The sequence below is a fragment of the Uliginosibacterium sp. sgz301328 genome (assembly GCF_041807905.1).
Taxonomy (GTDB): domain Bacteria; phylum Pseudomonadota; class Gammaproteobacteria; order Burkholderiales; family Rhodocyclaceae; genus JBGVSA01.
The window spans coordinates 24,074-48,304 of sequence record NZ_JBGVSA010000023.1 but is presented as its reverse complement, the minus strand read 5'-3'; the positions used below and the strand labels follow the sequence as shown (position 1 = coordinate 48,304).

Annotated in this window: 21 protein-coding genes and 1 tRNA gene; 14 read left to right on the top strand and 8 right to left on the bottom strand. The window is 61.9% G+C overall.

Annotated elements, in window-relative coordinates; translation table 11 throughout:
- The first annotated feature begins 4 nt into the window (after positions 1 to 4).
- Positions 5 to 817: an enoyl-CoA hydratase/isomerase family protein gene (locus tag ACDA63_RS16075; RefSeq protein WP_373664297.1), complete on the top strand. Its 813-nt coding sequence runs from the start codon at positions 5 to 7 to the stop codon at positions 815 to 817.
- Entirely contained in the window at positions 810 to 1,247 is a 438-nt protein-coding gene (locus ACDA63_RS16070; protein WP_373664296.1) for a MaoC family dehydratase, read from the top strand. Before ACDA63_RS16075 ends, ACDA63_RS16070 begins: the two co-directional genes overlap by 8 nt.
- Positions 1,248 to 1,380: 133 nt before the next feature.
- Here the strand turns inward: ACDA63_RS16070 and ACDA63_RS16065 are convergent, their stop codons facing one another.
- Positions 1,381 to 2,409 carry a LacI family DNA-binding transcriptional regulator gene (locus tag ACDA63_RS16065; RefSeq protein ID WP_373664295.1) on the bottom strand — a complete coding sequence of 343 codons (1,029 nt, stop codon included), beginning with the start codon at positions 2,407 to 2,409 and terminating at the stop codon, positions 1,381 to 1,383.
- A 36-nt stretch (positions 2,410 to 2,445) separates the two neighbouring features.
- A complete protein-coding gene (locus ACDA63_RS16060; protein ID WP_373664294.1) occupies positions 2,446 to 2,625 on the bottom strand; it encodes a hypothetical protein in 180 nt (59 codons plus the stop codon).
- Positions 2,626 to 2,648: 23 nt separating this feature from the next.
- Between ACDA63_RS16060 and ACDA63_RS16055 the strand changes: the two genes are divergently transcribed.
- Both ACDA63_RS16055 and adhE read left to right on the top strand, forming a co-directional pair.
- On the top strand, positions 2,649 to 3,752 hold the full coding sequence (locus ACDA63_RS16055; RefSeq protein ID WP_373664293.1) for a glycoside hydrolase family 88 protein: 1,104 nt from the start codon (positions 2,649 to 2,651) through the stop codon (positions 3,750 to 3,752).
- Positions 3,753 to 4,108: 356 nt separating this feature from the next.
- Positions 4,109 to 6,760, top strand: a complete 2,652-nt coding sequence (gene adhE, locus ACDA63_RS16050; RefSeq protein WP_373664292.1) for a bifunctional acetaldehyde-CoA/alcohol dehydrogenase — start codon at positions 4,109 to 4,111, stop codon at positions 6,758 to 6,760.
- Positions 6,761 to 6,841: 81 nt separating this feature from the next.
- Here adhE and aceB read toward each other — a convergent pair whose 3' ends face one another.
- On the bottom strand, positions 6,842 to 8,440 hold the full coding sequence (gene aceB, locus ACDA63_RS16045) for a malate synthase A (RefSeq protein WP_373664291.1): 1,599 nt from the start codon (positions 8,438 to 8,440) through the stop codon (positions 6,842 to 6,844).
- Positions 8,441 to 8,567: 127 nt separating this feature from the next.
- Here aceB and ACDA63_RS16040 point away from each other — a divergent pair, with 127 nt between their 5' ends.
- A complete protein-coding gene (locus tag ACDA63_RS16040; protein ID WP_373664290.1) occupies positions 8,568 to 9,467 on the top strand; it encodes a LysR family transcriptional regulator in 900 nt (299 codons plus the stop codon).
- Here ACDA63_RS16040 and ACDA63_RS16035 read toward each other — a convergent pair.
- Entirely contained in the window at positions 9,451 to 10,074 is a 624-nt protein-coding gene (locus tag ACDA63_RS16035; protein ID WP_373664289.1) for a hypothetical protein, read from the bottom strand. The genes ACDA63_RS16040 and ACDA63_RS16035 overlap by 17 nt on opposite strands.
- Positions 10,075 to 10,424: 350 nt before the next feature.
- On the opposite strand from ACDA63_RS16035, the gene ACDA63_RS16030 reads away from it, so the two are divergent.
- The 7 genes from ACDA63_RS16030 to ACDA63_RS16000 all read left to right on the top strand — a co-directional run bounded on the left by ACDA63_RS16030 (position 10,425) and on the right by ACDA63_RS16000 (position 17,788).
- Positions 10,425 to 10,871: a type IV pilin protein gene (locus ACDA63_RS16030; protein ID WP_373664288.1), complete on the top strand. Its 447-nt coding sequence runs from the start codon at positions 10,425 to 10,427 to the stop codon at positions 10,869 to 10,871.
- A complete protein-coding gene (locus tag ACDA63_RS16025; RefSeq protein ID WP_373664287.1) occupies positions 10,871 to 11,464 on the top strand; it encodes a Tfp pilus assembly protein FimT/FimU in 594 nt (197 codons plus the stop codon). The genes ACDA63_RS16030 and ACDA63_RS16025 overlap by 1 nt, the downstream gene beginning before the upstream one ends.
- A gap of 10 nt (positions 11,465 to 11,474) precedes the next feature.
- The gene (locus ACDA63_RS16020) at positions 11,475 to 11,921 is read left to right on the top strand and encodes a hypothetical protein (protein ID WP_373664286.1); all 447 of its coding nucleotides are present in this window, start codon (positions 11,475 to 11,477) and stop codon (positions 11,919 to 11,921) included.
- Between the two features lie 11 nt (positions 11,922 to 11,932).
- On the top strand, positions 11,933 to 13,114 hold the full coding sequence (locus ACDA63_RS16015; protein ID WP_373664285.1) for a PilW family protein: 1,182 nt from the start codon (positions 11,933 to 11,935) through the stop codon (positions 13,112 to 13,114).
- A complete protein-coding gene (locus tag ACDA63_RS16010) occupies positions 13,114 to 13,737 on the top strand; it encodes a hypothetical protein (RefSeq protein WP_373664284.1) in 624 nt (207 codons plus the stop codon). Before ACDA63_RS16015 ends, ACDA63_RS16010 begins: the two co-directional genes overlap by 1 nt.
- Before the next feature lie 11 nt (positions 13,738 to 13,748).
- Complete coding sequence (locus tag ACDA63_RS16005) at positions 13,749 to 17,648, top strand: pilus assembly protein (protein WP_373664283.1); 3,900 nt, start codon at positions 13,749 to 13,751, stop codon at positions 17,646 to 17,648.
- Positions 17,649 to 17,712: 64 nt separating this feature from the next.
- A tRNA-Thr gene (locus ACDA63_RS16000) sits at positions 17,713 to 17,788 on the top strand.
- Positions 17,789 to 18,114: 326 nt separating this feature from the next.
- On the opposite strand, the gene ACDA63_RS15995 is transcribed toward ACDA63_RS16000, so the two are convergent.
- Positions 18,115 to 18,858: a LexA family protein gene (locus tag ACDA63_RS15995; RefSeq protein ID WP_373664282.1), complete on the bottom strand. Its 744-nt coding sequence runs from the start codon at positions 18,856 to 18,858 to the stop codon at positions 18,115 to 18,117.
- On the opposite strand from ACDA63_RS15995, the gene ACDA63_RS15990 reads away from it, so the two are divergent.
- Together ACDA63_RS15990 and ACDA63_RS15985 are read left to right on the top strand one after the other, a co-directional pair.
- A complete protein-coding gene (locus ACDA63_RS15990; protein ID WP_373664281.1) occupies positions 18,857 to 19,129 on the top strand; it encodes a transcriptional regulator in 273 nt (90 codons plus the stop codon). The genes ACDA63_RS15995 and ACDA63_RS15990 overlap by 2 nt on opposite strands.
- A gap of 117 nt (positions 19,130 to 19,246) precedes the next feature.
- Positions 19,247 to 19,411, top strand: a complete 165-nt coding sequence (locus tag ACDA63_RS15985; RefSeq protein ID WP_373664280.1) for a hypothetical protein — start codon at positions 19,247 to 19,249, stop codon at positions 19,409 to 19,411.
- 72 nt (positions 19,412 to 19,483) lie between these two features.
- Here the strand turns inward: ACDA63_RS15985 and ACDA63_RS15980 are convergent, their stop codons facing one another.
- The 3 genes from ACDA63_RS15980 to ACDA63_RS15970 all read right to left on the bottom strand — a co-directional run bounded on the left by ACDA63_RS15980 (position 19,484) and on the right by ACDA63_RS15970 (position 23,896).
- Positions 19,484 to 21,640: a TonB-dependent receptor gene (locus ACDA63_RS15980; protein WP_373664279.1), complete on the bottom strand. Its 2,157-nt coding sequence runs from the start codon at positions 21,638 to 21,640 to the stop codon at positions 19,484 to 19,486.
- A gap of 288 nt (positions 21,641 to 21,928) precedes the next feature.
- Positions 21,929 to 23,113: a mannonate dehydratase gene (uxuA, locus tag ACDA63_RS15975; RefSeq protein WP_373664278.1), complete on the bottom strand. Its 1,185-nt coding sequence runs from the start codon at positions 23,111 to 23,113 to the stop codon at positions 21,929 to 21,931.
- Positions 23,114 to 23,128: 15 nt separating this feature from the next.
- Entirely contained in the window at positions 23,129 to 23,896 is a 768-nt protein-coding gene (locus tag ACDA63_RS15970) for an FCD domain-containing protein (RefSeq protein ID WP_373664277.1), read from the bottom strand.
- Positions 23,897 to 24,231 lie beyond the last annotated feature (335 nt).

Here is a 24,231-nt window from a genome sequence, read left to right as displayed (position 1 = left end):
AGTAATGGAAGAGAGAACGAAACTCATAAAGGTGGAGGCGCTCGGGGCTGGGGTGTCGCTCCTGACGCTGAACAATCCGCCGCTGAATATCAATTCGATTGAAATGACGCGGCAGCTCGCCGAAGCGCTCGGTGCCCTCGACGCAGATCCGGCAACGCGAGTGGTCGTGGTGACGGGGGCGGGGACGCGCGCGTTCTGCGCTGGATCCGACGTGAAGGAATTTCCGGCCATCTCGGACGATTTCGTCGGCAAGAAGCTGCGGCGGGAAAACGAAGTCTTCGACATGGTTGAAGAACTGAGCCAACCCGTGATCGCGGCCATCGAAGGTGTCGCGCTCGGCGGCGGGTGCGAGCTCGCGATGGCCTGCGACATCCGCATCATGGCCGCCAGCGCCCGTATCGGTCTTCCCGAAGTGAACCTGGGCGTTTTCGGTGGAAGCGGAGGACTGTTCCGTACACCCGCTTTGGTGGGGGCTTCGCGTGCCAAGGAACTGATGTTCCTGGGAGAACTGATCCCGGCCGACGAGGCAGAGCGGATTGGGCTGGTCAGCCACGTTGTGCCGGATGGCGAGGCTGTTCCCAGGGCTGTAGCGATGGCGGAGAGAATCGCCGCAAAGCCGTTCGAGGCCATCAAGGCGATCAAGCTGGGCGTGCGTCAGTGCACGGGCGTTTCGCGAGCGGACGCGCTGAAGATCAACTTTCAACTGACCGACCACGTATTTCGTTCGGACGATTGCCGCGAGGCGGTGTCGGCCTTTCTCGAAAAACGCGCGCAGCGATCCTCGGATCGATCGAAATCGGAGTCTTCCAATGACTGAGTTCTATCTGCAACGAGGCGATTCGGTCTCTCTGGAAAAGCACGTCACGGCCGGCGCTATCCGCGCCTTCGCCGAACTGAGTGGCGATTTCTCACCGAACCACGTCGACGAAGCAGCAATGGCCGAGAGCCCGTATGGCCGCGTCATTGCTCATGGCGCGATGATGGTGGCTTACATGTCGCATTGCTCGACCGAGATCGTGGAGCGTGTAAGTGGCGTTCGCGACAAAGAGACTCCAGTTTCTCTTGGCTACGATCGCATACGCTATCTCAAGCCTGTATTCGCCGGAGATCGCCTGAAGCTCGAATACACCGTACGCGACGTCGATACGCTGCGGCGGCGAACCGTTTCGGAAATCCGGATCGTCAATCAGGACGGCGAGCTAGTGTGCGTCGGGGAACATATTCTGAAGTGGGTGGCGCAAGCGTAAAACCGCCCGGTGCGAAGGGCGCGAAAACAGGCCCTTCGCACCGGGGAAAAACGTTTGAAGGCAAAGTACGGGCTGTTCTCCCGTGCGCACAGTTGGGCGCGTCTCAGACACGCCTCTCACGCCTTTCGTAGCATCAATCGACTAGCTTGCCCGGACCGGTCGAGCCGCGAATGACCAGTCTCACGGATATCTGCGGGCGCCGTATATGTACCTGCTGAGATGCTTCGGCCATGATGTACTCGGCCGACAGTCGCCCCATCTCTTTTGCGGGCACTTCGAGCGTGCTCAATTCGGGCGTGGTCAGGCCGGCAATCTCAAGATTGTCGAATCCCAGGACCGATATGTCCTCAGGAACGCGGATGCGCGACGCGGCGCAGTGCTTGAGGGCGCCGGCCGCAAGTATGTCGCTGCCGCAGAAGATTGCCGTGATGCGCGGATCGGATTTCAGCAGGGCCTTTGCGCCTTCCTGGCCCGACTGGACCTGGTAGGGCGCTTCGATGACAGTGATTGCGTCCTCGGCAACGCCCGCGTCCTGCAAGGCCTGCTTGAACCCGGTGACTCGATCGGTTGCGCGGTCGTTGTTGCGAGTGATCCCCGCCAGCATGCCGAAGCGCCTGTGCCCCAGGTCATACAGGAATCGGGCGGCTATGGTGCCCGCTTCAACGTTGTCGAATCCGACGGCCGCGCCCCGCGGCCCCAGCTTGTTCGTGTAGGTCAGCACATAGGGAATGTTGTGGCGATCGAGCAGCTTGATCGCCTCGCTGCGGTGACTCGCGCCGACCAGCACGACCGCTTCCACCCCGCGTTCGATGAGTAGCCTGAGCTGCTTGAGTTCTACGTCGGCGTCATACAGTGAGGTGCTGAGAACGACCGATGTGGCGCGGTCCGCCAGGCGGGCCTGCAGTGCGTCGATCATCGTGGCATAGATGGCGTGGTCGAGCGTCGGAATGATCGCGCCGACAAGGCGGCTCTTGGTGGAGCTCAGGGCTTTGGCCGCGCCGTTTGGTACGTATCCCAGGTCGTTGGCCGCCTTCACCACGCGGTCGCGAATCTCTTCTGCAACGGCTTGATTGCCATTGAGCACGCGCGAAACCGTCGCTGGCGAGCAGTCGGCCCGCTTGGCGACATCGACGATCTTGACTGAAGTCTGTTTGTTTTTCATCGCATTCAGATTCGTGAAACGTGTTTCTCCAGCGCGTCACGGCGTTCGTCGCGCTGTAGCCCGGCGCCGTGCATCCTGTTTTTCAGACGTCATTCTGACATCTTCGGCAAGCCTTTGGCGATGCACCTTTTCGGCATACTGTGCCGCCACCCAGCCACCATTTTCCTGACGCGAAAGCTTGATCATTTTTACGAAATGGTGTGAAATCGATTTCACAAAATTTCTCAGGAGTACTCGAGATGGCCAATGCTGTTTTCCGCCAGGTTTCCATGCAAGAAGCTTTTGAATACGTTGAACAGCAAGTTCTGCGATTGCTGGAGCGGGCGCCGGACCAATTCCCCGCCTATACCGAGCGTGGCATTTGGGTTTTCGCGGACGATCCGTGGGCGCCCAACTGGAGCAGCGGTTTCCTTGCCGGACTCATATGGGCGATTGCGCAACGCTCAGGCGACGGCAAGTGGGTGGACCGAGCGTCCCGGTACTGCCGCCTGATCGAGCCCCGCAAGCACGACGACGGTACGCACGACATCGGTTTCATATTCGAGCCAAGCTGGGGGCGCTGGTACGACCACACGCCAACGCCGCATGCTCGAGCTGTGCTGATTGAAGCAGGCCGAACCATGGCAGCCCGCTTTCAGCAGCCGGGCGGCTATCTGCGCACCTGGGTCGATGCGGGCAGCACGTTCATCGACGTCATGATGAACGTTGGCGTCATCTTTCGCGCCGCCGAGTACTCCGGCGACGCGGCGCTTTTTGAGGTGGCGCTCGCCCACAGTCGGACAAGTCGCCGACATCTTCAAAGAGGGGACGGAAGCACTCTCCACGAAGGATGGTTCGACCCGGCCACCGGTGAATTCCTGCGCGCAGCCACTCACCAGGGGTGGCGACCGGATTCGACCTGGGCGCGCGGTCAAGCGTGGGCCATCTATGGGTTCACGACGGCGTACAAGCACTCCCGCGCGGACGACATGCTGGACTCCGCTTGCCATGCCGCGGATTACTACATTGCCCAGACGCCCGAGCATGTGCCTCCCAACGATTGGCTGGAGCCAGCGCCGCACCAGCAGTACGAAAGTTCGGCTGCCGCAATTGCCGCGGCAGGCATGTTGCATCTGGCGAATGCACTTGGGGGCACGCCACGGGCGGCCAAATACCGGTCATATGGGCTGGCCATTCTGGCCCGACTTCTGTCGTCGGAGTTTCTCGCCGTTGACCGCCCTGAATGGGAAGGCATCGTCCTGCACAGCACATATCACCGGCGCAATGGTCTTGGCGTGGATGAAAGCGTCATGTGGGCAGGGTACTACCTGATCGAGGCCATGGAGCTTGCCGCGGAGGGCTGAGATCGCAACGTCTCAGTCTGGCACCTCAATGGCGAGCGCAGGCAGTCCAGGTACGCATTCAAGCCCCGTCCACCGGCCAGGGCAGGGCTCGTTTCTGCATAGGGAATTTCTTGTAGGCGATCCTCATCATTCGTAGCGCCATCTACTAGGCTGTCTGTGTATCTCACTTCTCCTTGATGTTTGCCAAGCTGGACTAGTGCTGCACCGCATTGACGCGCGTACATCGTCTGCATACGTTGTGGCATCTGCCTTTTGCCGTCCTTTGGTATTGCACGTTTCAGTGATTTCGCTGCGTCGCAACATATGGGATGGCCGCACACAGGATTTTCGTTTGAATGATGATGGAGGTTTGAGCCATGCCCGTTACCAATGCAGAGGAGCTGGACGCCATAGTGGCGCGCGTCAAACGTGCGCAGCTTGCGTACGCCGAATTTACCCAGGAACAGGTCGATCACATTTTCCGCAGCGCGGCGCTGGCCGCTGCGGACGCGCGGATTCCGCTGGCCAAGATGGCGGTGGAGGAAACCGGGATGGGGGTGTTCGAGGACAAGGTGATCAAAAACCACTACGCCTCGGAGTACATCTACAACAAGTACAAGGACGAGAAGACCTGCGGGGTGATCTCCGAAGACGACAACTTCGGCACCATCACGATCGCCGAGCCGGTCGGCATTCTGTGCGGCATCGTGCCGACCACCAATCCGACTTCGACAGCGATCTTCAAGGCCCTGATAGCGCTCAAGACGCGCAACGGCATCGTGTTTTCGCCGCACCCGCGGGCCAAGCGTTCGACCTGCCAGGCCGCCCGCATCGTGCGCGATGCGGCCGTGGCGGCGGGTGCTCCGGCCGACATCATCGCGTGGATCGACGAGCCCTCCGTCGATCTGTCGAACCGGCTCATGCACCATGACGACGTCGATCTGATTCTCGCCACCGGCGGACCCGGCATGGTCCATTCGGCGTACTCGTCCGGCAAGCCCGCCATCGGCGTGGGCGCAGGCAATACGCCGGCGGTGATCGACGAGACCGCCGACATCAAGCGCGCGGTGGCCTCGATCCTGATGTCGAAGACCTTCGACAACGGGGTGATCTGCGCGTCCGAACAATCGGTGATCGTGGTGGACGAAATCTACGACGCCGTGCGTGAGCGTTTCTCGAAGCACGGCGGATACATCCTCGATGCGGCAGAGGCCGAGGCCGTGCGCAATGTGCTGCTCCGCGACGGCGCGCTCAATGCTTCCATCGTGGGGCAGTCCGCCACCCGTATCGCCGAGCTGGCGGGCGTGAAGGTGCCGCCGTACACCAAGGTGCTGATTGGCGAGGTGAGCGAGATTTCGCATGCGGAGGCGTTCGCCCACGAAAAGCTCTCACCCACGCTGGGCATGTACCGCGCGCGCGATTTCGTCGATGCCTGCGACAAGGCTGCCGAACTCGTCGTACTCGGCGGCATCGGACACACCTCGGCGCTGTATACGGATCAGGATCTGCAGCCGCAGCGCGTGCGCTACTTCGGCGACAAGATGAAGACCGCCCGCATTCTCATCAATACGCCGTCCTCGCAGGGTGGCATCGGCGATCTCTACAACTTCAGCCTGGCGCCTTCGCTGACACTCGGCTGTGGCTCGTGGGGAGGCAATTCGATCTCCGAGAACGTCGGCCCCAAGCATCTCATCAACCGCAAGACCGTTGCCAAGAGGGCTGAGAACATGCTGTGGCACAAGCTCCCGCGCTCCATTTATTTCCGTCGCGGCTGCCTGCCGGTGGCGCTCGAAGACCTCGCGGGCAAGAAGCGCTGCCTGATCGTGACCGACCGCTACCTCTTCGAGAACGGCTACGTCGACGAGACCGAGCATCTGCTCGAGCGGCTGAACATCGAAGTCGAAGTGTTCTACGAGGTGGCCGCCGATCCCACGCTTGCTGTCGTGCACCGCGGACTGGCGCGCGCCAATGCTTTCCAGCCCGACGTGATCCTGGCGCTGGGTGGCGGCTCGCCAATGGATGCCGCCAAGATCATGTGGGTGATGTACGAGCATCCGGACGTCCATTTCCAGGATCTCGCACTGCGCTTCATGGACATCCGCAAGCGCATCTACAAATTCCCAAAGCTGGGAGCGAAGGCTTCGCTGGTTGCTGTGCCGACGACGTCAGGTACAGGGTCGGAGGTGACGCCGTTCGCGGTGGTGACCGACGAGCAGAGCGGCATCAAGTACCCCATCGCCGATTACGAGCTGACGCCGCACGTGGCGATCGTCGACGCCAACCTCGTCATGTCCATGCCCAAATCGCTGACCGCCTACGGCGGCATTGACGCCGTGACGCATGCGCTCGAAGCCTATGTGTCGGTCATGGCCAACGAGTATTCCGACCCGCAAGCCCTGCAGGCGCTCAAGCTGCTGAAGGAATACCTGCCCTCGGCCTACGTCAACGGCGCCAATGATCCGAAGGCGCGTGAAGAGGTGCACAACGCGGCAACCATCGCGGGCATCGCTTTCGCCAACGCTTTCCTCGGCGTATGCCACTCGATGGCTCACAAGCTCGGCGCGGAATTCCATATCCCGCACGGGCTGGCAAATGCGCTGTTGATCAGCAATGTCATTCGGTACAACGCGGCCGACATTCCGACCAAGCAGACGGCATTCAGCCAGTACGACCGTCCCAAGGGCGTGGCGCGCTACGCGCAGATTGCCCGCCATCTGGGCCTGCAGGCGAATCGCGACCATGAGCGCGTGGACAAGCTCGTGGAATGGGTGGAAGAGCTCAAGCGCACGCTCGATATTCCGCCGTCGATCCAGGCCGCCGGCGTCAATGAAGCCGAGTTTCTCGCCAAGCTCGACGTGGTGGCCGAAGGGGCCTTCGACGATCAATGCACGGGTGCGAACCCGCGTTATCCGTTGATCTCGGAACTCAAGCAATTGCTGCTGGACAGCTTCTACGGACGCGCCTATGTCGAACCGTATCTGCGCGAAGTCACCAGCGAAGTGCCGGTGCGGGAGAGCAACGCGGCGTAACACGCATTCTGTGGTCGCAGCAAAAAGGCTGGTCTCCCGTTTGGGAGCCAGCCTTTTTTTCGTTGTGACGACAGCCCGCGTTCAGTCGAGTTTTTCGTATAGCGGCAGCGTGAGGAACTCTGCGAACTCTTCGGCCAGCGACATGCGCTCGAAGATCTCGGCTGCGCGCTCGTAGCTGCCGACGTCTTCGCCGGCCGCGCTCACGGTGGCCTTGACCTTGGCAAGCTCTTCAGGGATCAGCGCCTTCACCAGTTCTGTCGTGACCTTGCGACCGTCGTCGAGCACGCCCTTGGGCGAGCGCACCCACTGCCACACTTGCGAGCGCGAGATCTCCGCGGTGGCGGCGTCTTCCATCAGGTTGTGGATCGGCACGCAACCGTTGCCTGCGAGCCACGAACCCAGATAGTGGATGCCGACGTTGATGTTATTGCGCAGGCCGGCTTCGGTGATCGGCTGTTCGGGCTGGAAGTCGAGCAGGTCGGCCGCGCGCGTGACGACGTCATTGCGCTGCTTTGCCCACTGGTTGGGCCGATCGCCCAGCACTTTGACGAATTCTTCCATCGCCACGCCCACCAGCCCCGGGTGCGCCACCCAGCCGCCGTCGAAGCCATCGCCCGCATCGCGTGTCTTGTCGGCGCGGATACCTGCCATGGCTTTCTCGTTGGCGACAGGATCGCTCTTGATGGGGATGAGAGCGCTCATACCGCCGATTGCCGGCGCGCCGCGCTTGTGGCAGGCCTTGACCAGGTTCAGCGCATAGGCGCGCATGAATGGCACCGTCATGGTGATGCTGCCGCGATTGGCGAGACAGAAGTCGCGATTGCTCTTGAACTTCTTGATGCACGAGAAGATGTAGTCCCAACGGCCGGCGTTCAGCCCGGCGCTATGCTCGCGCAGCTCGAAGAGGATTTCTTCCATTTCGAAAGCGGCGAGGATCGTCTCGATCAGCACGGTCGCCTTGATGGTGCCGCGCGGGATCGCCAGCGCGTCCTGTGCGGCGACGAAGATGTCATTCCACAGGCGCGCTTCGAGGTGGCTTTCCATCTTCGGCAAATAGAAATACGGTCCGGCGCCGCGCGCCAGTTGCTCGCGGGCGTTGTGGAAGAAGAACAGCGCAAAGTCGAAGATGCCGCCCGACACGCGTTGGCCGTCCACCATCACGTGCTTCTCATCCAGATGCCAGCCGCGCGGGCGCACCAGCATGGTGGCGACCTTGTCGTTGAGCTTGTATTGCTTGCCGTTCTGCTCCAGCGAGATCGTGCCGCGCACGGCTTCCATCAGGTTGATCTGACCCTGGATCTGGTTGAGCCAGTTCGGCGTGTTGGAGTCCTCGAAGTCGGTCATGTACGAATCCGCGCCCGAATTCAGCGCGTTGATGATCATCTTGCGCTCGACGGGGCCGGTGATCTCCACACGCCGGCATTCCAGTGCGGCGGGCAGCGGAGCGATCTTCCATTCGCCTTCACGCACGTGGCGTGTCTCGGGCAAGAAATCCGGCAGCTTTCCGGCGTCGAGTTCGCGTTGGCGGGTCACTCGGGCGGCGAGCAATTCCTGGCGGCGGCCTTCAAAGCGGCGATGCAGCATGGCGGCCAAAGCCAGCGCTTCGCGCGTGAGTACACGGTCGAATCCTTCGGCCAGCGGGGCCTGGATGGTCATGCCTTCGGGTAGGTCAAGCTTCATGAGCGTGTCTCCGGATCTGGATCTGAATGTGCGGGCCAGTGTAGCGCGCTGCAACAAAGTCTAGAATCCGACAAACCATCAATTCATTTGGTACTGAAAGTACCAAATACGGAGCGCGGAGCGCCGCATGGACCGTTTCAAGGAAATCGAAACCTTCGTCGCCATTACGCAGCACGGCAGTCTGTCGGCAGTCGCTCGGGCGGAAGGCGTGACGCCGGCCATCATCGGGCGTCGTGTCGATGCGCTGGAGGCACGCCTGGGCGTGAAACTGATCGTGCGTACCACGCGACGCCTGTCGCTGACGGCCGAAGGCGAGGGTTTCCTCGAACACTGTCAGCGCATCCTGGCCGATCTTGCCAGCGCCGAGACCACCGCCAGCGCAGGCCGCACGCACGCGGCCGGGCACCTGAAGCTCACCGCGCCCGCCGGCTTCGGCCGCCGGCATATCGCACCCATCGTGCAGCGATTCCTCATCGAGCACCAACAGGTGAGCGTGAGCCTGGAACTGACCGATCGCCTGGTGGATGTGGCCGCCGAGGGGTTCGATTGCGCCATCCGTTTCGGGGAACCGAACGATACGGCGCTCGTTGCCGTGCGGCTGGCCGAGAATCGTCGCGTGCTGGTGGCCAGCCCGCACTACCTCGCCCGCCACGGCATGCCTGAAGTGCCGCAGGCATTGATGGCGCACGATTGTCTCGTGCTCTCCCACCAACGTGGCTGGCAACTCCGGCCAGCGCCGAACGCACAGCCTGCCGTCATGCGCGTGCGCTCGCGCTTCCAGTGTTCGGACGGCGCGGTCCTGCGCGAGTGGGCCGTGGCGGGGCTGGGTATCGCGTGGCGTAGCTGGTGGGAGGTGTGGGAGGACGTGCGTGCAGGCAAGCTCGTATGCCTGCTGGACGAATTCGCGCCACCGCCCGTGCCGATCTACGCGCTGTTGCAACCGGGCGGCACCGGCACTTTGCGCCTGCGCCTGTTGCTCGATGCCGTCCGCAAGATGCTGCCGCAGGCGCTCAGCGCCCAGGATTGAATTCGGGGATGTCGGAGCCGGGCTGGCCGATCGAAAATTCCAGCACCATGCGGCTGGCCACGGGCTGGCCGTTCTTCATGGCCGGCCGATACGGCTGACCCATCAGGTAGGGTGTGAAGCGCTCCAGCACCGCTGGCTGCGGTTGCGCACCCAACCACATGACATCGTCGGCCGTCCCGCGCGCATTGATGAGAATCGCCACGCGCACGGTTTCGGCCATGACGGGAACATTCTGCAGCGTCTGGTCGAAGTCCACCTCGCGGGCGAACTCGGCCGGGTAGTCGACTTCGCGTGCCGAAAGGTACGGCGATGCCATGGGGGTACTGTCCGCACTGGCCGTCGGTACCGAGGCATTCGCCACGCCCGGCAACGGTGTTGCTGCTGCTTCGGCCGGAGCGGGGGCGGGCTGTTGCGCAGCGGCTGTGGTCTGTGCGGGCGCGTCGATCCCATGCCATTTCACCAATTGCACATGCACGCGCGTCGGCAGCCGGCTCGCCGAGGGGCGCGGCCCCGGCGCACGCCGATACGCCTCGAGCACGCCAATCACCAGGGTGTGGACGAGCAGCGAAGCGGCAATGGCGAGGGTGAGTCGGTAAGTAATCTTCATGCGTGTGGCGTGATGCGCCCTGGCCTCGGGGCGCCGGTTCGACACTATCGCCCAGGGCCTAGTCGGCGGCCTGCCCGTTGCTCCCCCAATCGAGAGCGCCCATCCGCTCGCCGTCGTGAGCGTCTGCGGGCGGTGCTACAGTCGCCGACACCCCATAAGGTGAGGGGGTGCGTCACCAAAAACCAATATAAACAAGACATTGTGACGTTGTTCCAGCGATGTGGAAAAAGGCGATCGCAGACTGATGCGCATCCGCCGCGCTGCGCCCATCCTGCTGCTGCGACCTTCGGTCGTACGCCGTCGGGGATGGCGATTTTATCGACTAGTTTGTAAGCAGAGGGCAAGGGGCCATGGCAAACAGATATGCGGGCTTTACGCTGATCGAGCTGATGATCACGGTGGCGGTGATCGCCATCCTGGCATCCGTCGCCCTGCCGGCGTACTCCGACTACATCCTGCGTGGCAAGGTCGCCGCCGGCACTCAATTGCTGGCCGAGCAGAAGGTACGCATGGAACAGTACTTCGCGGCCAACCGGACTTATTCGGGCGCGCCCGCCTGCACGGCGCGCCGCACCGAAGACAACAGCTTCGTCATCGAAGGCAAGAAGCTCGACGGCACAGGCGATTGCACGGCCAGCACCTTCACGCTGCGCGCCGCCAGCACGGATGGCAAGTTCCTCTACACCATCGATCAGCAGGGCACCAAGCAATCGAAGATCACGCAGGCCGGTTGGGCCGTATCGGGCACGGCCGGTACCGGATGCTGGGTCGTCAAACGGGGGCAAAAGTGCAACTGATGCGACGCACCGTTGCAGGCTTCACCCTGATCGAACTGATGGTGTCGGTCTTCATCATCACGCTCGTGCTGACCATGGGCATCCCCTACATGGGCGACTGGGTCCGGCGCGCGGGCGTGCGCACCGCGGCGGAGAGCATCCAGAACGGACTGCGCGTGGCGCAACAGGAAGCCATCCGCCGCAACACGCCGGTGGAGTTCGCGCTGGTGCAGTCGGTGCCTCTGGCGGCCGACGCGGGCAACGCGTCGCTGGCGACCAACACCGACGACTGGAAGGGCTGGATGGTGCGCGTGCGCAGCGACAATTATTTCGTGCAGGGAGACAACGTCTCGGCCAACGCTGCCGACGCGGAATTCACCTCGTCGGATGCCAAGAACAACATTCTGCGGTTCTCCGGCTTTGGCCAGGTGCGCAACAGCGACGACGCCGTGCTGACCAGCACGATGGTGTACCGCATTGCCAGTCCGAAGGTGTCCGAAGTGCGCTGCGTGCTCGTGACCCCCGGCGCTTCGGTGCGCATGTGCAACCCGGCGGTCGCGTCAAGCGATCCGCGCGGTTGCGGCGCAGCGGCCGACGCATGTCCGTTGAACTAGCCTCCGCATCATGCCTGCCACCATGCGCAAGACCACATCACAGGGTTTTATCCTGCTCGAGGCGATCATCGGCATCCTGATCTTCTCGCTGGCGATCCTCGGCATCATCGGTTTCCAGGCCGCCTCTTCCAAGCTGACGGCGGATGCCCGCTACCAGACCGAAGCGGCCATGCTGGCCGACGAACTGATCGCCCGCATGAACGTGTCGGACCCGAGCACGATCGCGACCGATTTTTCCAGCGGCGGCGCCAGCAACAAGTTCAAGGATTGGCTGGACAACCGCGTGAAGGGCGCCGCGGGGCTCCCGGGCGGGGCCGCTTCGATCTCGATCGACGCCAATACCGTCACCGGGACTGTCGTCAATCTCACGCTTCAATGGACTGCGCCGGGAGAGTCCATTTCGGCCAGCGAGCCGTATTCGGGCCAATACAAGACTTCAGCGGTGATCTACCGATGACAGCGCACGACATGCGACGTACGAGAAGCACCCAGCGCGGCATCAGCCTGGTGGAGGTGATGGTGGGCATCACCGTCGCCTTGCTCGCCAGCCTGGTCGTCATCAACGCGTTCTCCGGTAGCGAGGCCTACAAGCGCAACACGACCGGCGCGAGCGACGCACAGCAGACCGCCGGCATGCTGGGGGCGTATCTTTCGCAAGCGTTCCAGGAGTCGGGCTCTGCATTGGTGCGCGGCGAAGGCATCGTCGGCTGCGCGCTGCAACTGACGGTGGGTGTCGATGCAAAGTGGCCCCGCACGGCTCCGTTCGATGCACCTTTCGATCATGTTCCGGCCACGCTGCGCGTAGCGCCCGCGATTGCCATCGCCAGTACCAACGCGGAAGGCTCTGCCGACTCGGACACGCTGGTCCTGATGACCGGCAAGCCCACCGCATCGCCGCAAGATTATCCGGCGGTGTTCAACACCAAGCTGACGCTTTCTCCGACGCCGGCCATTCTGTTCAACGCCAGCGACTATCTGCTGGCGTTCTCCGATCCGACACTGCCGTCGGGGACCTCGGCGGTCACCGATGTGGCCGATTGCCAGATGCTGCGCGTGGCCAGCAATTTCGCTCCCAGCACCCTGGGGACATTCAGCGATGCATGGGGCGGAAAGCCCATCGGCGCCGGCAAACAGGTCGTCGAACTCAACGCCGACTATGGCACGCCCGACGCGGTCAGCACCGGCAGCAATTTCCTCATTCGCAACCTTGGCGCGGCGCCGTCGTTCGTGGCATTGACGCGCGGTGACAACGCATCGCTGCAGCAGGTCAACCTGCTCGATGGCAACGTGCAGACGGTGGCGGAGAACGTCTATGCCATCAAGGTCATGTACGGCATCGACAGCGATTCCGACGGCGTCATCGCGTCGGGCGATTGGGTCGCACCGACCGGTACGTGGGCGGCTGGCACGTTGTTGGACGGCACGCGCGCGCAGGCGGCCAACGTCAACAAGATACGGGCCGTCCGCATCGGCATCGTGGTGCGCAGCTCCCAGATGGTGACGCAGGACGCCGCAACGGCGACGGTGACCCTGTTCCCGGATCTGGGGGACAGCAAAAAAATTACGTATTCCTTTTCCGGGGCCGAAGCCCGCTACCAGTACCAGGTCTACGACATGACCGTGGCCCTGCAGAATCCGCGAGGTCTGTGATGCAGCGTTACCGTCCCGCCGCGCAACGCGGCGCCATCCTGGTCATCACGCTGGTGATCCTGGTGGCCATGACACTTGCAAGCATCGCGCTGTTCCGTTCGGTCGACACCGCCATGCTGCTGTCGGCCAACATCGGTTTCAAGCGCGATGCGCTCACCAGCGCTTCGGCAGGACTGCGGGATGTGCTGTCCAAGATGACCGCCAGCGACTTCATCAGCATCACTGACAGCTACGGCGTGACGGGGGTGGCGAAGGGCCAGAACACGCGCCACTACTCTCCGGTCGCGCTGGAGACGCGCATCGACGGCGTACCGGTGGTCATGACCAACAAGACGACCTTCGATGAGTACTACCCCATCGGCAGCGGCACGCCGGCCGGCGTGGAACTGCGCTACTTGATCGAGCGAATGTGCGATCAGGCGGGCAGTCCGTCGGACGAGCACTGCACTTATGACGATGGCGCTGGTGTGGCGCTCAAGAACTACGGTGACTATCGCGGCGGCAGCAGCCAGCTCGGCGGCAAGGTCGGCACGGCCGATCTGCCCTTGTTCCGCGTCACCGTGCGTGCCGATGGCGCGCGCAACAGCATCGCATACGCCCAAATGTTCGTGGCGCTCAAGTAGGAGCACAGGCAATGCCCAACAAGAAGACCCCTGCTTATGTCATCCGCGCGCTGGCCTGCATGGCGGCGGCCCTGGCCCTGTCGTGCGCAAATGCGCAGGTACGCCTGGCTGATCAGCCGATCGTTGCATCCAAGGCCGCCAACGCTAACGTCGCGTTGGCGCTGTCGGTGGAGTGGCCTACCGCGCTCGGCGACGCCCACAAGGGGACGCAGTTCGATCCGACCTACGCGTATGTGGGTTACTTCGATCCGGACAAGTGCTACGTGTGGACGACTGACACCGTGACGTCGCACGATCCCAACGACTGGAGCAACACCAGCAAGAACCTCACCGGTTACTTCAAGCCGACGGCCAAGGCGACGATTTCGAACGGTGCGCGCCAGTGCAACAGTGCGTGGAGCGGCAACCTGCTCAACTTTGTCACCATGCAGACCATCGACATTTTTCGGTGGGCGATGACGGGTGGCAGCCGCGTTGTCGACAAACCGTTCGATTCCACGGACAGCAGCGCGCAGAAGGTCATCCTGCAGCGCGCCTACGCCAGTAACCAGGCCAGTTCGTCGGTGTTCCCGACCAAGGTGCTCAAGAGTACGGTCGCGGGTGGCGTGTCCAAGTACATCCCTTACAGCAGCAATAGCGACGTTTCCTTCACGAGCCTGAGCCTGGGCAACCGCTTCACGATGACGCGCGGCAGCACGGTCGACAAGTTCAATGCCTACGTGGAGGTCTGCAATACCGATTCGAACCTCGCGCTGCTCGAGACCAACTGCCAGAAGTACGTCAATCCGAACGACAAGACCAAGATCGCGTACAAGCCCGAAGGGCTGATGCAGCAGTACAAGAGCACCTTCCGGTTTGCTGCCTTTGGTTATCTGAACGATGGCACGTTGACGCTCGATGGCGGCGTCATGCGCGCGCCGATGAAGAACATCAGCATCGAGATTTCGGATATGGGCGGCTTCGTCGCCAACCCGGACACCGCGCTGGCGACGGCATCGGGCGTGTCGAACAGTGGCGCGATGAACTACCTGAACAACTTCGGCTTCTATTCGCGCACCTACAAGCAATATGACCCGGTGAGCGAACTCTACGCCGAGACCATTCGCTACTTCCGCGGCTACACCACGGCATCGACGACGATGATCCCGAGCGGCACGCTCAATGACACGCAGAAGGACGGGTATCCGGTCGTCAAGGACTGGTCGGGCTATCCAGCCATCAAGAACTATTGCGACAAGAATTTCGTCATCGGCATTGGCGACACCAATACCCACGCCGACAAGAACATCAAGACTGCCGACAAGTCCGGTAACGAGCCGACCAGTGGCGTCATCGACGTCGGCATGGATGCGGCCGAGTGGACCAACAAGGTCGGCGCAGCGGAGAAAATGGGCACCATTGCTTCATCGCAGACGATCAGCGGCGACGGCACGGGGTACAACTTCCTCGGCGGTGGCACCACCAACTACTGCTGCAACAAGAACGGTTTTTACATGGCCGGTATCGCGTACTGGGCCAACACCAACGACGTAAACGATTCGCTAAAGGAAAAGCAGACCGTGCAGACCTATTGGGTCGACGTGCTGGAAAACGGTCTGTACAAGAATCGGAACCAGTTCTGGCTGGCGGCAAAGTACGGTGGCTTCAACAAGGGCAAGGACGCCAACGGCAAGGATATTGAACTCAAGCCGACGGACGTACCGACGACCGACTATTCGATTTCGGCGTCGAACGAAGCGGCGCGCGTGGCGGCCAACAAGGATTGGTACACCACCAACAACGTGCTCACGAATGGCAACACCTTGCTGACGCAGTGGATGCTGCCCACCAACTACTATGCCGCCTCGGATGCCAAGAAGATGGTGGAAAGCCTGGGCAAGGCGTTCTCGAACATCAAGGAAAAGGCCTCTTCCGGAACAGGCGTGTCGGCCATGTCGCCGTACTTCGCCTCGGGCGTGGGGCAGGGCGCATACCAGACGAGCTATGACAGCAGTGATTGGTCGGGTAATGTCACCAAAGCTGTCATCACGGGTTTCAATGACACGACCGGAGCGGCGCAGACCAAGGCCGGCGAAGGCTGGACTGCGCAGTCGGTGATCGACAACCAGTTTGGTGCAAGCAACGCTTCCAACACGGCATGGGATACATCGCGCCGCATCGTCACTTACAGCGTCGTCACGAACAACGGTACGACGACGGCGCGGGGCGTGCCGTTCCGCTATACCAGCCTGAATGACGCCCAGAAAGCGACGCTCGGACTCGATTCGACGGAGCAGCAGAACGTCCTGAATTATCTGCGTGGCAAGCAGGCCGACCAGGGCAAGTCTCTGCGCAAACGCACGCACCTGCTTGGCGACATCGTCGATGCGAAGCCGGTGGCCGTCAGCATCCCTGCGGAAAAGTACTCCGACGACTTCAACCCGGGATACGGCGCGTTCAAGGTTGCCCAGAACGGCCGCAAGACCATGGTGTATGTGGCTGCCAATGACGGCATGCTGCATGCGCTGTATGACTCCGACGGCACGGAGGCCTGGGCGTACGTGCCGTCCTATCTCTTCGAAGGCAGCGTGACCGAAAACGCCAACGTGCGTGAGACCGACGGTCTGGCGGCGCTGGCCGACGCGTCATACGCGCACCATTACTACATCAACGCAACGCCCGCGATACGCGACGTCGATTTCTCGCGTGCGGGCAGCCTGTCGTGGAAAACCACAAACGCCAGCCCCGACTGGAGGACGATTCTCGTCGGTGGTCTCGGCAAGGGTGGCAAGAGCTACTACGCGCTCGATGTGACGACGCCGCCCGATGCAGGCGACAGCGAAAGCGACATCGCTTCCGGCGCCAAGAAGAAAGTGCTGTGGGAGTTCACCGATCCTGACCTCGGCTTCACCTACGGTGAGCCCATCATTGCCAAGACGGAGCGCTGGGGCTGGGTGGTGATCATCTCCTCCGGCTATAACAACAGCGATGGTCTGGGCTACATCTTCGTGCTCGACCCGCGCGACGGAACGCTGCTCAAGAAGCAGGCGACTTCCGCCGGCACGGCGACCGATCAGGCCGGTCTGTCGCAACTGACGGGCTTCACCCGAAACTACACCGACTGGACCTATCGCGAAGTCTATGGCGCGGACCTCAAGGGCAACGTATGGCGCTTCGCATTGCCCGGCACGTTCAATGCCGCCGAAGCGCAGGGCGCCGGTGACATCACCGTGACCCGCCTTGCCACGCTGACCGACGGCACGCGCCCGCAATCGGTGACCATTCCGCCGTGGGTGGACGTGGTCGACGGCAAGCGCTGGATCATGGTCGGCACCGGCCGCGCGCTCGACTCGTCGGACTTGTTCGCCGAAACGGGCGTGGCCAATCCGACCACCGAGCAGCGCCAGACCGTCTATGCCATCCGGGACGGTAACTACGACACGACATTCTCGGCCGATGCGCTACCGGGGGGCGCCACCTACCCGATCTCGCGCACCAACCTCACGGCGGTGTCGGACATCACGACCGGAGTGTCCCTCGCCTCGACCAGCATGGGGTGGTATTACGATCTGCCCGGCACGAACAGCTCGAACCAGACCGAACGGATCGTCTCCAACTTCTCGGTCAACGGGTCGCTGGTGATGTGGCTGGGATCGACACCGAACGGCATGGACGTGTGCGACCCGGGCTGGACGACGTCCATCTACGTCGCCAACATGGCGACGGGCCAGAGCGCGCTGAAGAATTCCGACGGGACCATCATCGCCAAGATAACGACATCCTTTGCGGTCACCGGCGATGTCTTTGGACGCGTCGGCAACCAGATCCGCATCATCGTGACCGACGACAAGGGCAACACACAGACAGTCGGCGAGCCCCTGGGCGGCGGTTCCCGTCCCAAGTTCGTCAATTGGCGCGCGCTGAGCGAGTAAGGTTCGAAGGCGGCAAAACAGGCCTTGAGTTTCACCCAAGGCCTGTCTATAATCGCTGCCTCTTGCTGCTGTAGCTCAGTCGGTAGAGCAACTGATTCGTAATCAGTAGGTCACCAGTTCGATTCCGGTCAGCAGCACCAGATACAAGGGGTTAGCCTTCGGCTAGCCCCTTTTTCTTTGCCCGGTTTGTTCGGAGCCGGCGGATGACGCGGGCGCAGGGCGACTGCGTTCTCGTTGATTTCGTTTGCCTTCTTGAACTCACAAAACCCCGATCGGGCGCCGTGCTGAGGGCCACCGTGCCTGGGCCAGAATTTCCGCCAATTCTTCTTTCGAACACACGACGCCGCCGTCTACAAAATGTGGACTTTGCGTCGTCCTCGCGCTAGTTATTCACGATTCACTTGATGCAGGCAAAAGTTGCCGTGCGGACGATTAATCATCTGACAAGGGCTATTGCCCTGCGTCCTCAGCGGGCGCGATAGCGGCGGTGTTCGACCATCGTGCCGATGATGGTGATGGGTTCTCGGTCGGAGCGTAGAGACGGGTAGTCTTCGTTGAGCGGAACGAGTTCGAAGACTGCCTCGCCATCGTCGTTCAGGCCGCGCGGGCGGTACTTCTTGAAGGTGGCTTCGTTCTTGCCGTTCTTGGCGACGACGTAGTCGCCGGGGTGAGGTTCCACTGCGGGATCGATGATGACGCGGTCGCCTTCGCGGAATTCGGGCTGCATCGAACTGCCTTTGATTTCAAGGGCGAAGGCGTTGGTGGAAAGGTCCCTGTCGGGCAGGAGGTATTCAGTCGCGGTCGCCGTGCCGACTGCGTAGGCGGCAAGTGTTTCCGCTACCTGACACGCCTGGACGTAATTGATGAGGGGGATTTGCCGTGCCCCGATGTCGGCTGGCACAACGTTCTCCAGGCCGGCTTCGGAGTCGGGCAGGGCGTAGCCTGTGGCCCTGGCGATGGCTCGCAGTCGATCGAAGCTTGCCGAATGGCGCCCAAGTTCCCACGCGGAGACGTTGCCTTTGCTGGTGCCCACAGCGTCACCCAATTCGGTTTGGGTGAGCCCTGCCGCTTCGCGTGCTTTTCTGATCCAGATTCCCATTTTCATGGCGGGAATGGTAAAGAAAATCGAGACAGCGTAAGTATATTGTTTATTGACAGGCTGGTATGGTGACAATAGACTTTTGGGCAAATGTAATGAAGCGCACACCATGGACAAACATCCTCTTGAGATTGCCGCTGAACTCGTTGGCTCACATGCGCGTATGGCGAAGATGCTTGGCGTGAGCCGGAGTGCACTTGGGCAGTGGAAGCAGCCGGACCGCAGAGTGCCGGCGAAGTACTGCCCGCTGATCGAACGAATGACGGCCGGCTTCGTCAGCTGCGAGGAACTGCGGCCCGACATCGATTGGGGTTACGTGCGTAGTGTGCCGCGACGGATCGGTCCCACGCCAACGGCGGGAGCGGAGCGTGTGGTGACTTGACCGCGGTGGCTGTGTCGGTGGCGAGTTGGTGACGGGCGGCTAATATCAGTGGATGACTTGGGCCGGGCGCGCGGATTGCGAGCCTTGAGTGCGACATCCCCTGCAGGAGGTACGACGATGATGAACAGCCCCAACCCCATCCGTTTGCCGAGCAACGAGCATTGCCTCGAGCCCGATGATTCGGACAGCATGCTGCTGGCTTGCCATGAACGCAGCAGCCATAAGTACCCCGACGAAGTCGACGAGGACGGTGAAGATCCGGACGGCGATTTCGCTTGGTGAGTGCGCGCGACAGTGCAAATCAAACGGGGCCTTGCGGCCCCGTCTGCTTATGGCAGGGGCGTTGCGGATCGATCAGAAATCCACTGACGCCGACACGATGTAGGTACGCGGTGCACCCAGCGTCAGGTAGCCCTGACCTGGGTAGCCACCGGAAGATGCCCAGTAATCCCTGTTGGCCACGTTTTCCACACGTGCACGCAGCGTGAGCACTTGTTCGCCAAGCGGCATGACGTAGCGCGCGCCAAGGTCGACGCGCGTCCAGGAAGGAACCTTCTGCGTATTGGCCGCGTCGGCGTACTGCGAACTGGTGTAGATCACGCGGCCGTCGAGCGACAGCCCCTTGATCTGGCTGACGGCCCATTCAAGACCGAAATTGGCTTGGGTCTTGGGGGCACCGATGCCGTCCTTGCCGTCCAGATCGGTATCGAGCAAGCTCACACCGCCCAGCGCCTTGAGGCTGGGGACGATTTCGCCGTATGCCGACAGTTCCAGGCCTCGATAGCGTTGATGGCCGACAGTGTCGAAGCGTCCGTCATCCTGCAAGCCAGCGACCGGTCTGCGCGACTGATACACGCCTACGGCCCCGCCGATGCGACCTGTGTCGAACTTGAGGCCTGCTTCCACCTGCCTGGTCTTGTACGGGTCCAGCGCTTCACCGATGTTGGTGGCGCCCGAGCTTGCCGACACGATGTCGCCCTTGACCAGGCCTTCGATGTAATTCGCGTACACCGACATGGCCGGCGTGATCCGATAGACGATGCCGCCGACAGGCGTGATGGCACTCTTGGCCGTGCCGGGGTCCGCCACGCCGGTATCGTAGTTGTACGTGGTGTCGTCGATGTACTGGTAACGGCCGCCTACGGTGATCATCAGTTTGTCATTCAGGAACGACATCGCGTCGGCCAGTGCGACGCTGGATGTCTCCAGGCGCTCGGTCACCAGCGGATTGGTCATGCGCCCGCCGGTATAGAACGTGGTCGAAGGCTTGTCGATATGCGTGGGCGAAAAGATGTTGCCAGGGAAGCCTGAGAAGTCGGAAAAACCGTAGGCGTTCTTAGAGATGGCCTTGTAGCCCATCGCCGACAGGCTGACCTTATGGCTCACACTGCCGGTCTTGAAGTTGCCGCGCAAGCCGACTTCGCCGGTCTGGATGGAGTCTTCCCGCACGGTATCGAGGACGTAGGTGGATGTGTCGCCGTTGCCGTTCAGGATGGTTGGATTGGCAAAGCTCGAGCTCTCGCGACCTTCGCGCACGCCGAACGCGGCCCAGCCCGTGATGTTGCTGCTGAAGTCGTACTCGCCGCGGAGAGTGCCAAAACTGTCCTTCTCGTTCGAATAGGTCCAGGGCTGTGCGATGGCGCTGGAAGCGTCCGGCGCCTTCGGCACGTCGGGCGTGGCAACGTAGAAGCTGGGTTGCGCAGCCTTGAGCCGGTGATCCTGGTAGCCAACATCCGCAGAAACGCGCACGCGGCCCTCTCGATAGTCGACGCCCATGGCGGCGACCGTCAGTTCGCCCGACGCGCCGTCCACTGCCGTGTTGCCGTCGCGGCGGGCCACGTTCAGGCGGATACCGAGGCGATCGTCTGCCACGCGGCGTCCGAGATCGGCTGCCACGTACCCCTGGCCGCCGGATTGAGTGCCGACGGTCACCTGCGTGATGGGTTCATTGCCGGCGCGCTTGGGCACGATGTTGATGGCACCGCCCAGGCCGCTGCCACCGGGCGCTGCGCCGTTCAGGAATGCATTCGCGCCACGCAGGACTTCTACGCGCTCGATGATTTCGGTCGACAGGTACTGTCGAGGCAGCAGGCCATACAGACCGTTGTACGACATGTCGTCGGAATAGATCGGCAGGCCGCGCACCATGTAGAGCTGCTGGTAATTGCCAAAGCCCCGGGCGACGCGCACGGCGGGATCGTTGAGCAGCACGTCGCCCACGCTGGCGGCTTGCTGATTCTGAATGAGTTCCTGCGTATAGCTGGTGACGGTGAAAGGCGTCTCCATGTAGTCCTGCTGGCCCAGCACACCGACTCGCGAGCCCCGTGCGACTTGCCCACCGGCGTAGGGGGCCGAAAGACCTTCGGCTGAGGCGTCGGCATTGGCCCTGACCTGGATGGCGGGCAGTGTTGCCTCATTGTTCTCGGTTGTTTCCTGGGCGCGCACGAGGGTGCTGAAAGACGACAGGACGGCAACCGCCAGTACGGACAGTTTGAGCGAGCGTTGTTGCATGGAATGGTTCGATCAATGTTGGGCGGGACGAAGAGGCCCCGCAACCGCATCCGAACAGCGGAATGCTTTCGTGGATGCGAATTGTTCGCATTATATTGTCGATTTTCGCAGCTACGATCTATTGATTCGATTGATTTCTACCGATGTGCGCTGGCTTGTTGCTTTTTTGCATGCGCGTGGTGGCCTCTGTCCAGCCTTGGCGGCGGGGCAGGCAGCATCGACCAACGCCCGGCGAAGGACGAAAAAAAAGGCCGGCGATGCCGGCCTCTTTGTGGGCGCCTGTGCGGCTTATTGGCCGAACAGGGTGCGCTTGAGCGCGACTTCCACGCCGCGGACTTCTGCCAGACCCTTCAGGCGACCAATTGCCGAATAGCCCGGGTTGGTCTTTTTCTTCAGGTCGTCGAGCATCTGGTGACCGTGGTCGGGGCGCATCGGGATCAGACGAGTGTCACCGTTCTGGGCGCGACGATGCTCTTCTTCGATGATCGCCTGCACCACCGACACCATGTCGACGTCGCCGTGCAGGTGCGCTGCTTCGTGGAAGGTCTTCGGGTTGCCTTCGCGGCAGGTCGAGCGCAGGTGAGTGAAATAGATGCGGTTGCCAAAGCGCTTGGCCATCGTCACCAGGTCGTTGTCGGCGCGCACCCCGTACGAACCGGTGCAGAACGTGAACCCGTTGGCCATGCTGTCGATGGTCGTCGCCAGCCATTCCATGTCATCGATGGTCGACACGATGCGCGGCAGGCCCAGGATGGGACGGGGCGGATCGTCCGGATGCACGGCCAGTCGGACGCCGACTTCTTCAGCCACCGGCACGATGCCGCGCAGGAAGTACGCCATGTGCTCGCGCAGCTTGGCCTTGTCGATGTCGGCGTACTCGGCCAGGCGGGCACGGAACTGGTCCAGCGTGTAGCCTTCTTCAGCGCCGGGCAGGCCGGCGATGATGTTGCGCACGAGCTTGTCCTTGTCGGCCTGGCTCATGTTGTCGAAGTAGGCCTTGGCTTCCTTGATTTCCTCGGCCGTGTAGTCGGCTTCGGCCCCCTTGCGTTGCAGCAGGTGCAGGTCGAAGGCGGCAAAGGCGATCTGGTCGAAGCGCAGCGCGCGCGAGCCGTCGGGCAATTCGTATTCCAGGTCGGTACGCGTCCAGTCCAGGATCGGCATGAAGTTGTAGCAGACGGTGTCGATGCCACAGGCCGCCAGGTTGCGAATCGACTGCTGGTAGTTGGCGATGTACTTGTCGTAGTCGCCAACATGCTTCTTGATGTCTTCGTGAACCGGGATGCTTTCCACCACCGACCAAACCAGGCCCGCGTCTTCGATGATCTTCTTGCGCTTCTGGATCTCTTCGAGCGGCCACACTTCGCCGTTCGGAATGTGGTGCAGGGCCGTTACCACACCCGTGGCGCCCGCCTGACGGACGTCCGAGAGGGAGACGGGATCGTTGGGGCCATACCAGCGCCAGGTCTGTTCCATGGTGTTCCTCGGTGATTAACTTGCAGTTTGCGAAAGCGGTTCGGCCCACGTCAGCGGGTCGGTCGCGAAAAGGTAGCCGTCGAAGTGCGGGTTCTCGACATCCGAGAGCACCAGCAACGACTGTTTGACGTTCTCAAGGTGCTGCCACATCGCCAGCCGGGCCGCGTTGGCATCGCGCCGCTGCAGGGCCAGCAAGATCTGGCGGTGATCTTCGAGCCAGCGGGCGCGATAGTCCTGCCCCACGATGCGCGCGTGCAGTTGCTTCCACATTGGACTTGTGGCGCGGCGTTCCCACAGTTCGCGCACCAGGTCGTGCAGCACGCTGTTCTGCGTGGCTTCGGCGATCAGCAGGTGAAAGCGCTCGTCTTCTTCGTAGGATTCGTTGTCCGACTGCAGGTTTTTCTGCTCGAGATCGAGCACTCGCCGCATCTCGTTCAGATTGGCTTTTGTCACCTGCGTGGCTGCGAAGGCGGCAACGTTGCTTTCGAGCAGTTGGCGGGCCTGCAGCAGTTCGAAGGGGCCGATGTCGTCCGCCACCGGTTTGATGTTGTCGGCCTGGCGGGCATACACACCGGAGCCCTGGCGCACTTCCACCCAGCCTTCCAGCTCGAGCATGATCAATGCCTCGCGTACCACGCTGCGGCTCACGCCGAATTGTTCGGCGATGTTGCGCTCGGGCGGCAGGCGTTCGCCCACCGGATAGACGCCAGCCTGCAACTGCTCGCGCAGGCGGGTTCCGATCGTCTGGTAGAGGCGTTTGTTGTCCATGTCGAGGGTGGCCATGCGGTCTGGCCGCAATTGCGTCGGTCGAATAATCGGTCTAGATTGGTCTGAACACTTTTCCAGCCTTGGCCGGTCGGTGTCGGTACTATGCCGCCAATCGACCGTTGATGTGTTGGATATTGGTCCGCACAGTGACTATTGTCAAGCCACTATGATAAAGTGGTCGGACCAATTCACAATGCGGGTCGGCCGCCGATCGATACTGTCGCCGAACCGCACAAGACGCATGCTCGACATGCGCGCCAAACCGTCGCCGGCCTAAGGCGGACGATGACTCGCAGAGGAAGCTTCACCTTTTGATCGGCCCGGACCGAAGATCTTCGATTCGTCGCCCT

Excerpts from the sequence above, each read along its gene's own strand:
- ACDA63_RS16010 (WP_373664284.1), top strand. The coding sequence starts at position 13,114 with ATGCAGCGTTACCGTCCCGCCGCGCAACGCGGCGCCATCCTGGTCATC.
- ACDA63_RS16070 (WP_373664296.1), top strand. The coding sequence starts at position 810 with ATGACTGAGTTCTATCTGCAACGAGGCGATTCGGTCTCTCTGGAAAAG.
- adhE (WP_373664292.1), top strand. The coding sequence starts at position 4,109 with ATGCCCGTTACCAATGCAGAGGAGCTGGACGCCATAGTGGCGCGCGTC.
- ACDA63_RS16020 (WP_373664286.1), top strand. The coding sequence starts at position 11,475 with ATGCCTGCCACCATGCGCAAGACCACATCACAGGGTTTTATCCTGCTC.
- ACDA63_RS16040 (WP_373664290.1), top strand. The coding sequence starts at position 8,568 with ATGGACCGTTTCAAGGAAATCGAAACCTTCGTCGCCATTACGCAGCAC.
- ACDA63_RS16065 (WP_373664295.1), bottom strand. The coding sequence starts at position 2,409 with ATGAAAAACAAACAGACTTCAGTCAAGATCGTCGATGTCGCCAAGCGG.
- ACDA63_RS16035 (WP_373664289.1), bottom strand. The coding sequence starts at position 10,074 with ATGAAGATTACTTACCGACTCACCCTCGCCATTGCCGCTTCGCTGCTC.
- ACDA63_RS16055 (WP_373664293.1), top strand. The coding sequence starts at position 2,649 with ATGGCCAATGCTGTTTTCCGCCAGGTTTCCATGCAAGAAGCTTTTGAA.
- ACDA63_RS15990 (WP_373664281.1), top strand. The coding sequence starts at position 18,857 with ATGGACAAACATCCTCTTGAGATTGCCGCTGAACTCGTTGGCTCACAT.
- ACDA63_RS16075 (WP_373664297.1), top strand. The coding sequence starts at position 5 with ATGGAAGAGAGAACGAAACTCATAAAGGTGGAGGCGCTCGGGGCTGGG.
- uxuA (WP_373664278.1), bottom strand. The coding sequence starts at position 23,113 with ATGGAACAGACCTGGCGCTGGTATGGCCCCAACGATCCCGTCTCCCTC.
- ACDA63_RS15995 (WP_373664282.1), bottom strand. The coding sequence starts at position 18,858 with ATGGTGTGCGCTTCATTACATTTGCCCAAAAGTCTATTGTCACCATAC.
- ACDA63_RS15985 (WP_373664280.1), top strand. The coding sequence starts at position 19,247 with ATGATGAACAGCCCCAACCCCATCCGTTTGCCGAGCAACGAGCATTGC.
- ACDA63_RS16005 (WP_373664283.1), top strand. The coding sequence starts at position 13,749 with ATGCCCAACAAGAAGACCCCTGCTTATGTCATCCGCGCGCTGGCCTGC.
- ACDA63_RS15970 (WP_373664277.1), bottom strand. The coding sequence starts at position 23,896 with ATGGCCACCCTCGACATGGACAACAAACGCCTCTACCAGACGATCGGA.
- ACDA63_RS16030 (WP_373664288.1), top strand. The coding sequence starts at position 10,425 with ATGGCAAACAGATATGCGGGCTTTACGCTGATCGAGCTGATGATCACG.
- ACDA63_RS16025 (WP_373664287.1), top strand. The coding sequence starts at position 10,871 with ATGCGACGCACCGTTGCAGGCTTCACCCTGATCGAACTGATGGTGTCG.
- ACDA63_RS16015 (WP_373664285.1), top strand. The coding sequence starts at position 11,933 with ATGCGACGTACGAGAAGCACCCAGCGCGGCATCAGCCTGGTGGAGGTG.
- aceB (WP_373664291.1), bottom strand. The coding sequence starts at position 8,440 with ATGAAGCTTGACCTACCCGAAGGCATGACCATCCAGGCCCCGCTGGCC.
- ACDA63_RS15980 (WP_373664279.1), bottom strand. The coding sequence starts at position 21,640 with ATGCAACAACGCTCGCTCAAACTGTCCGTACTGGCGGTTGCCGTCCTG.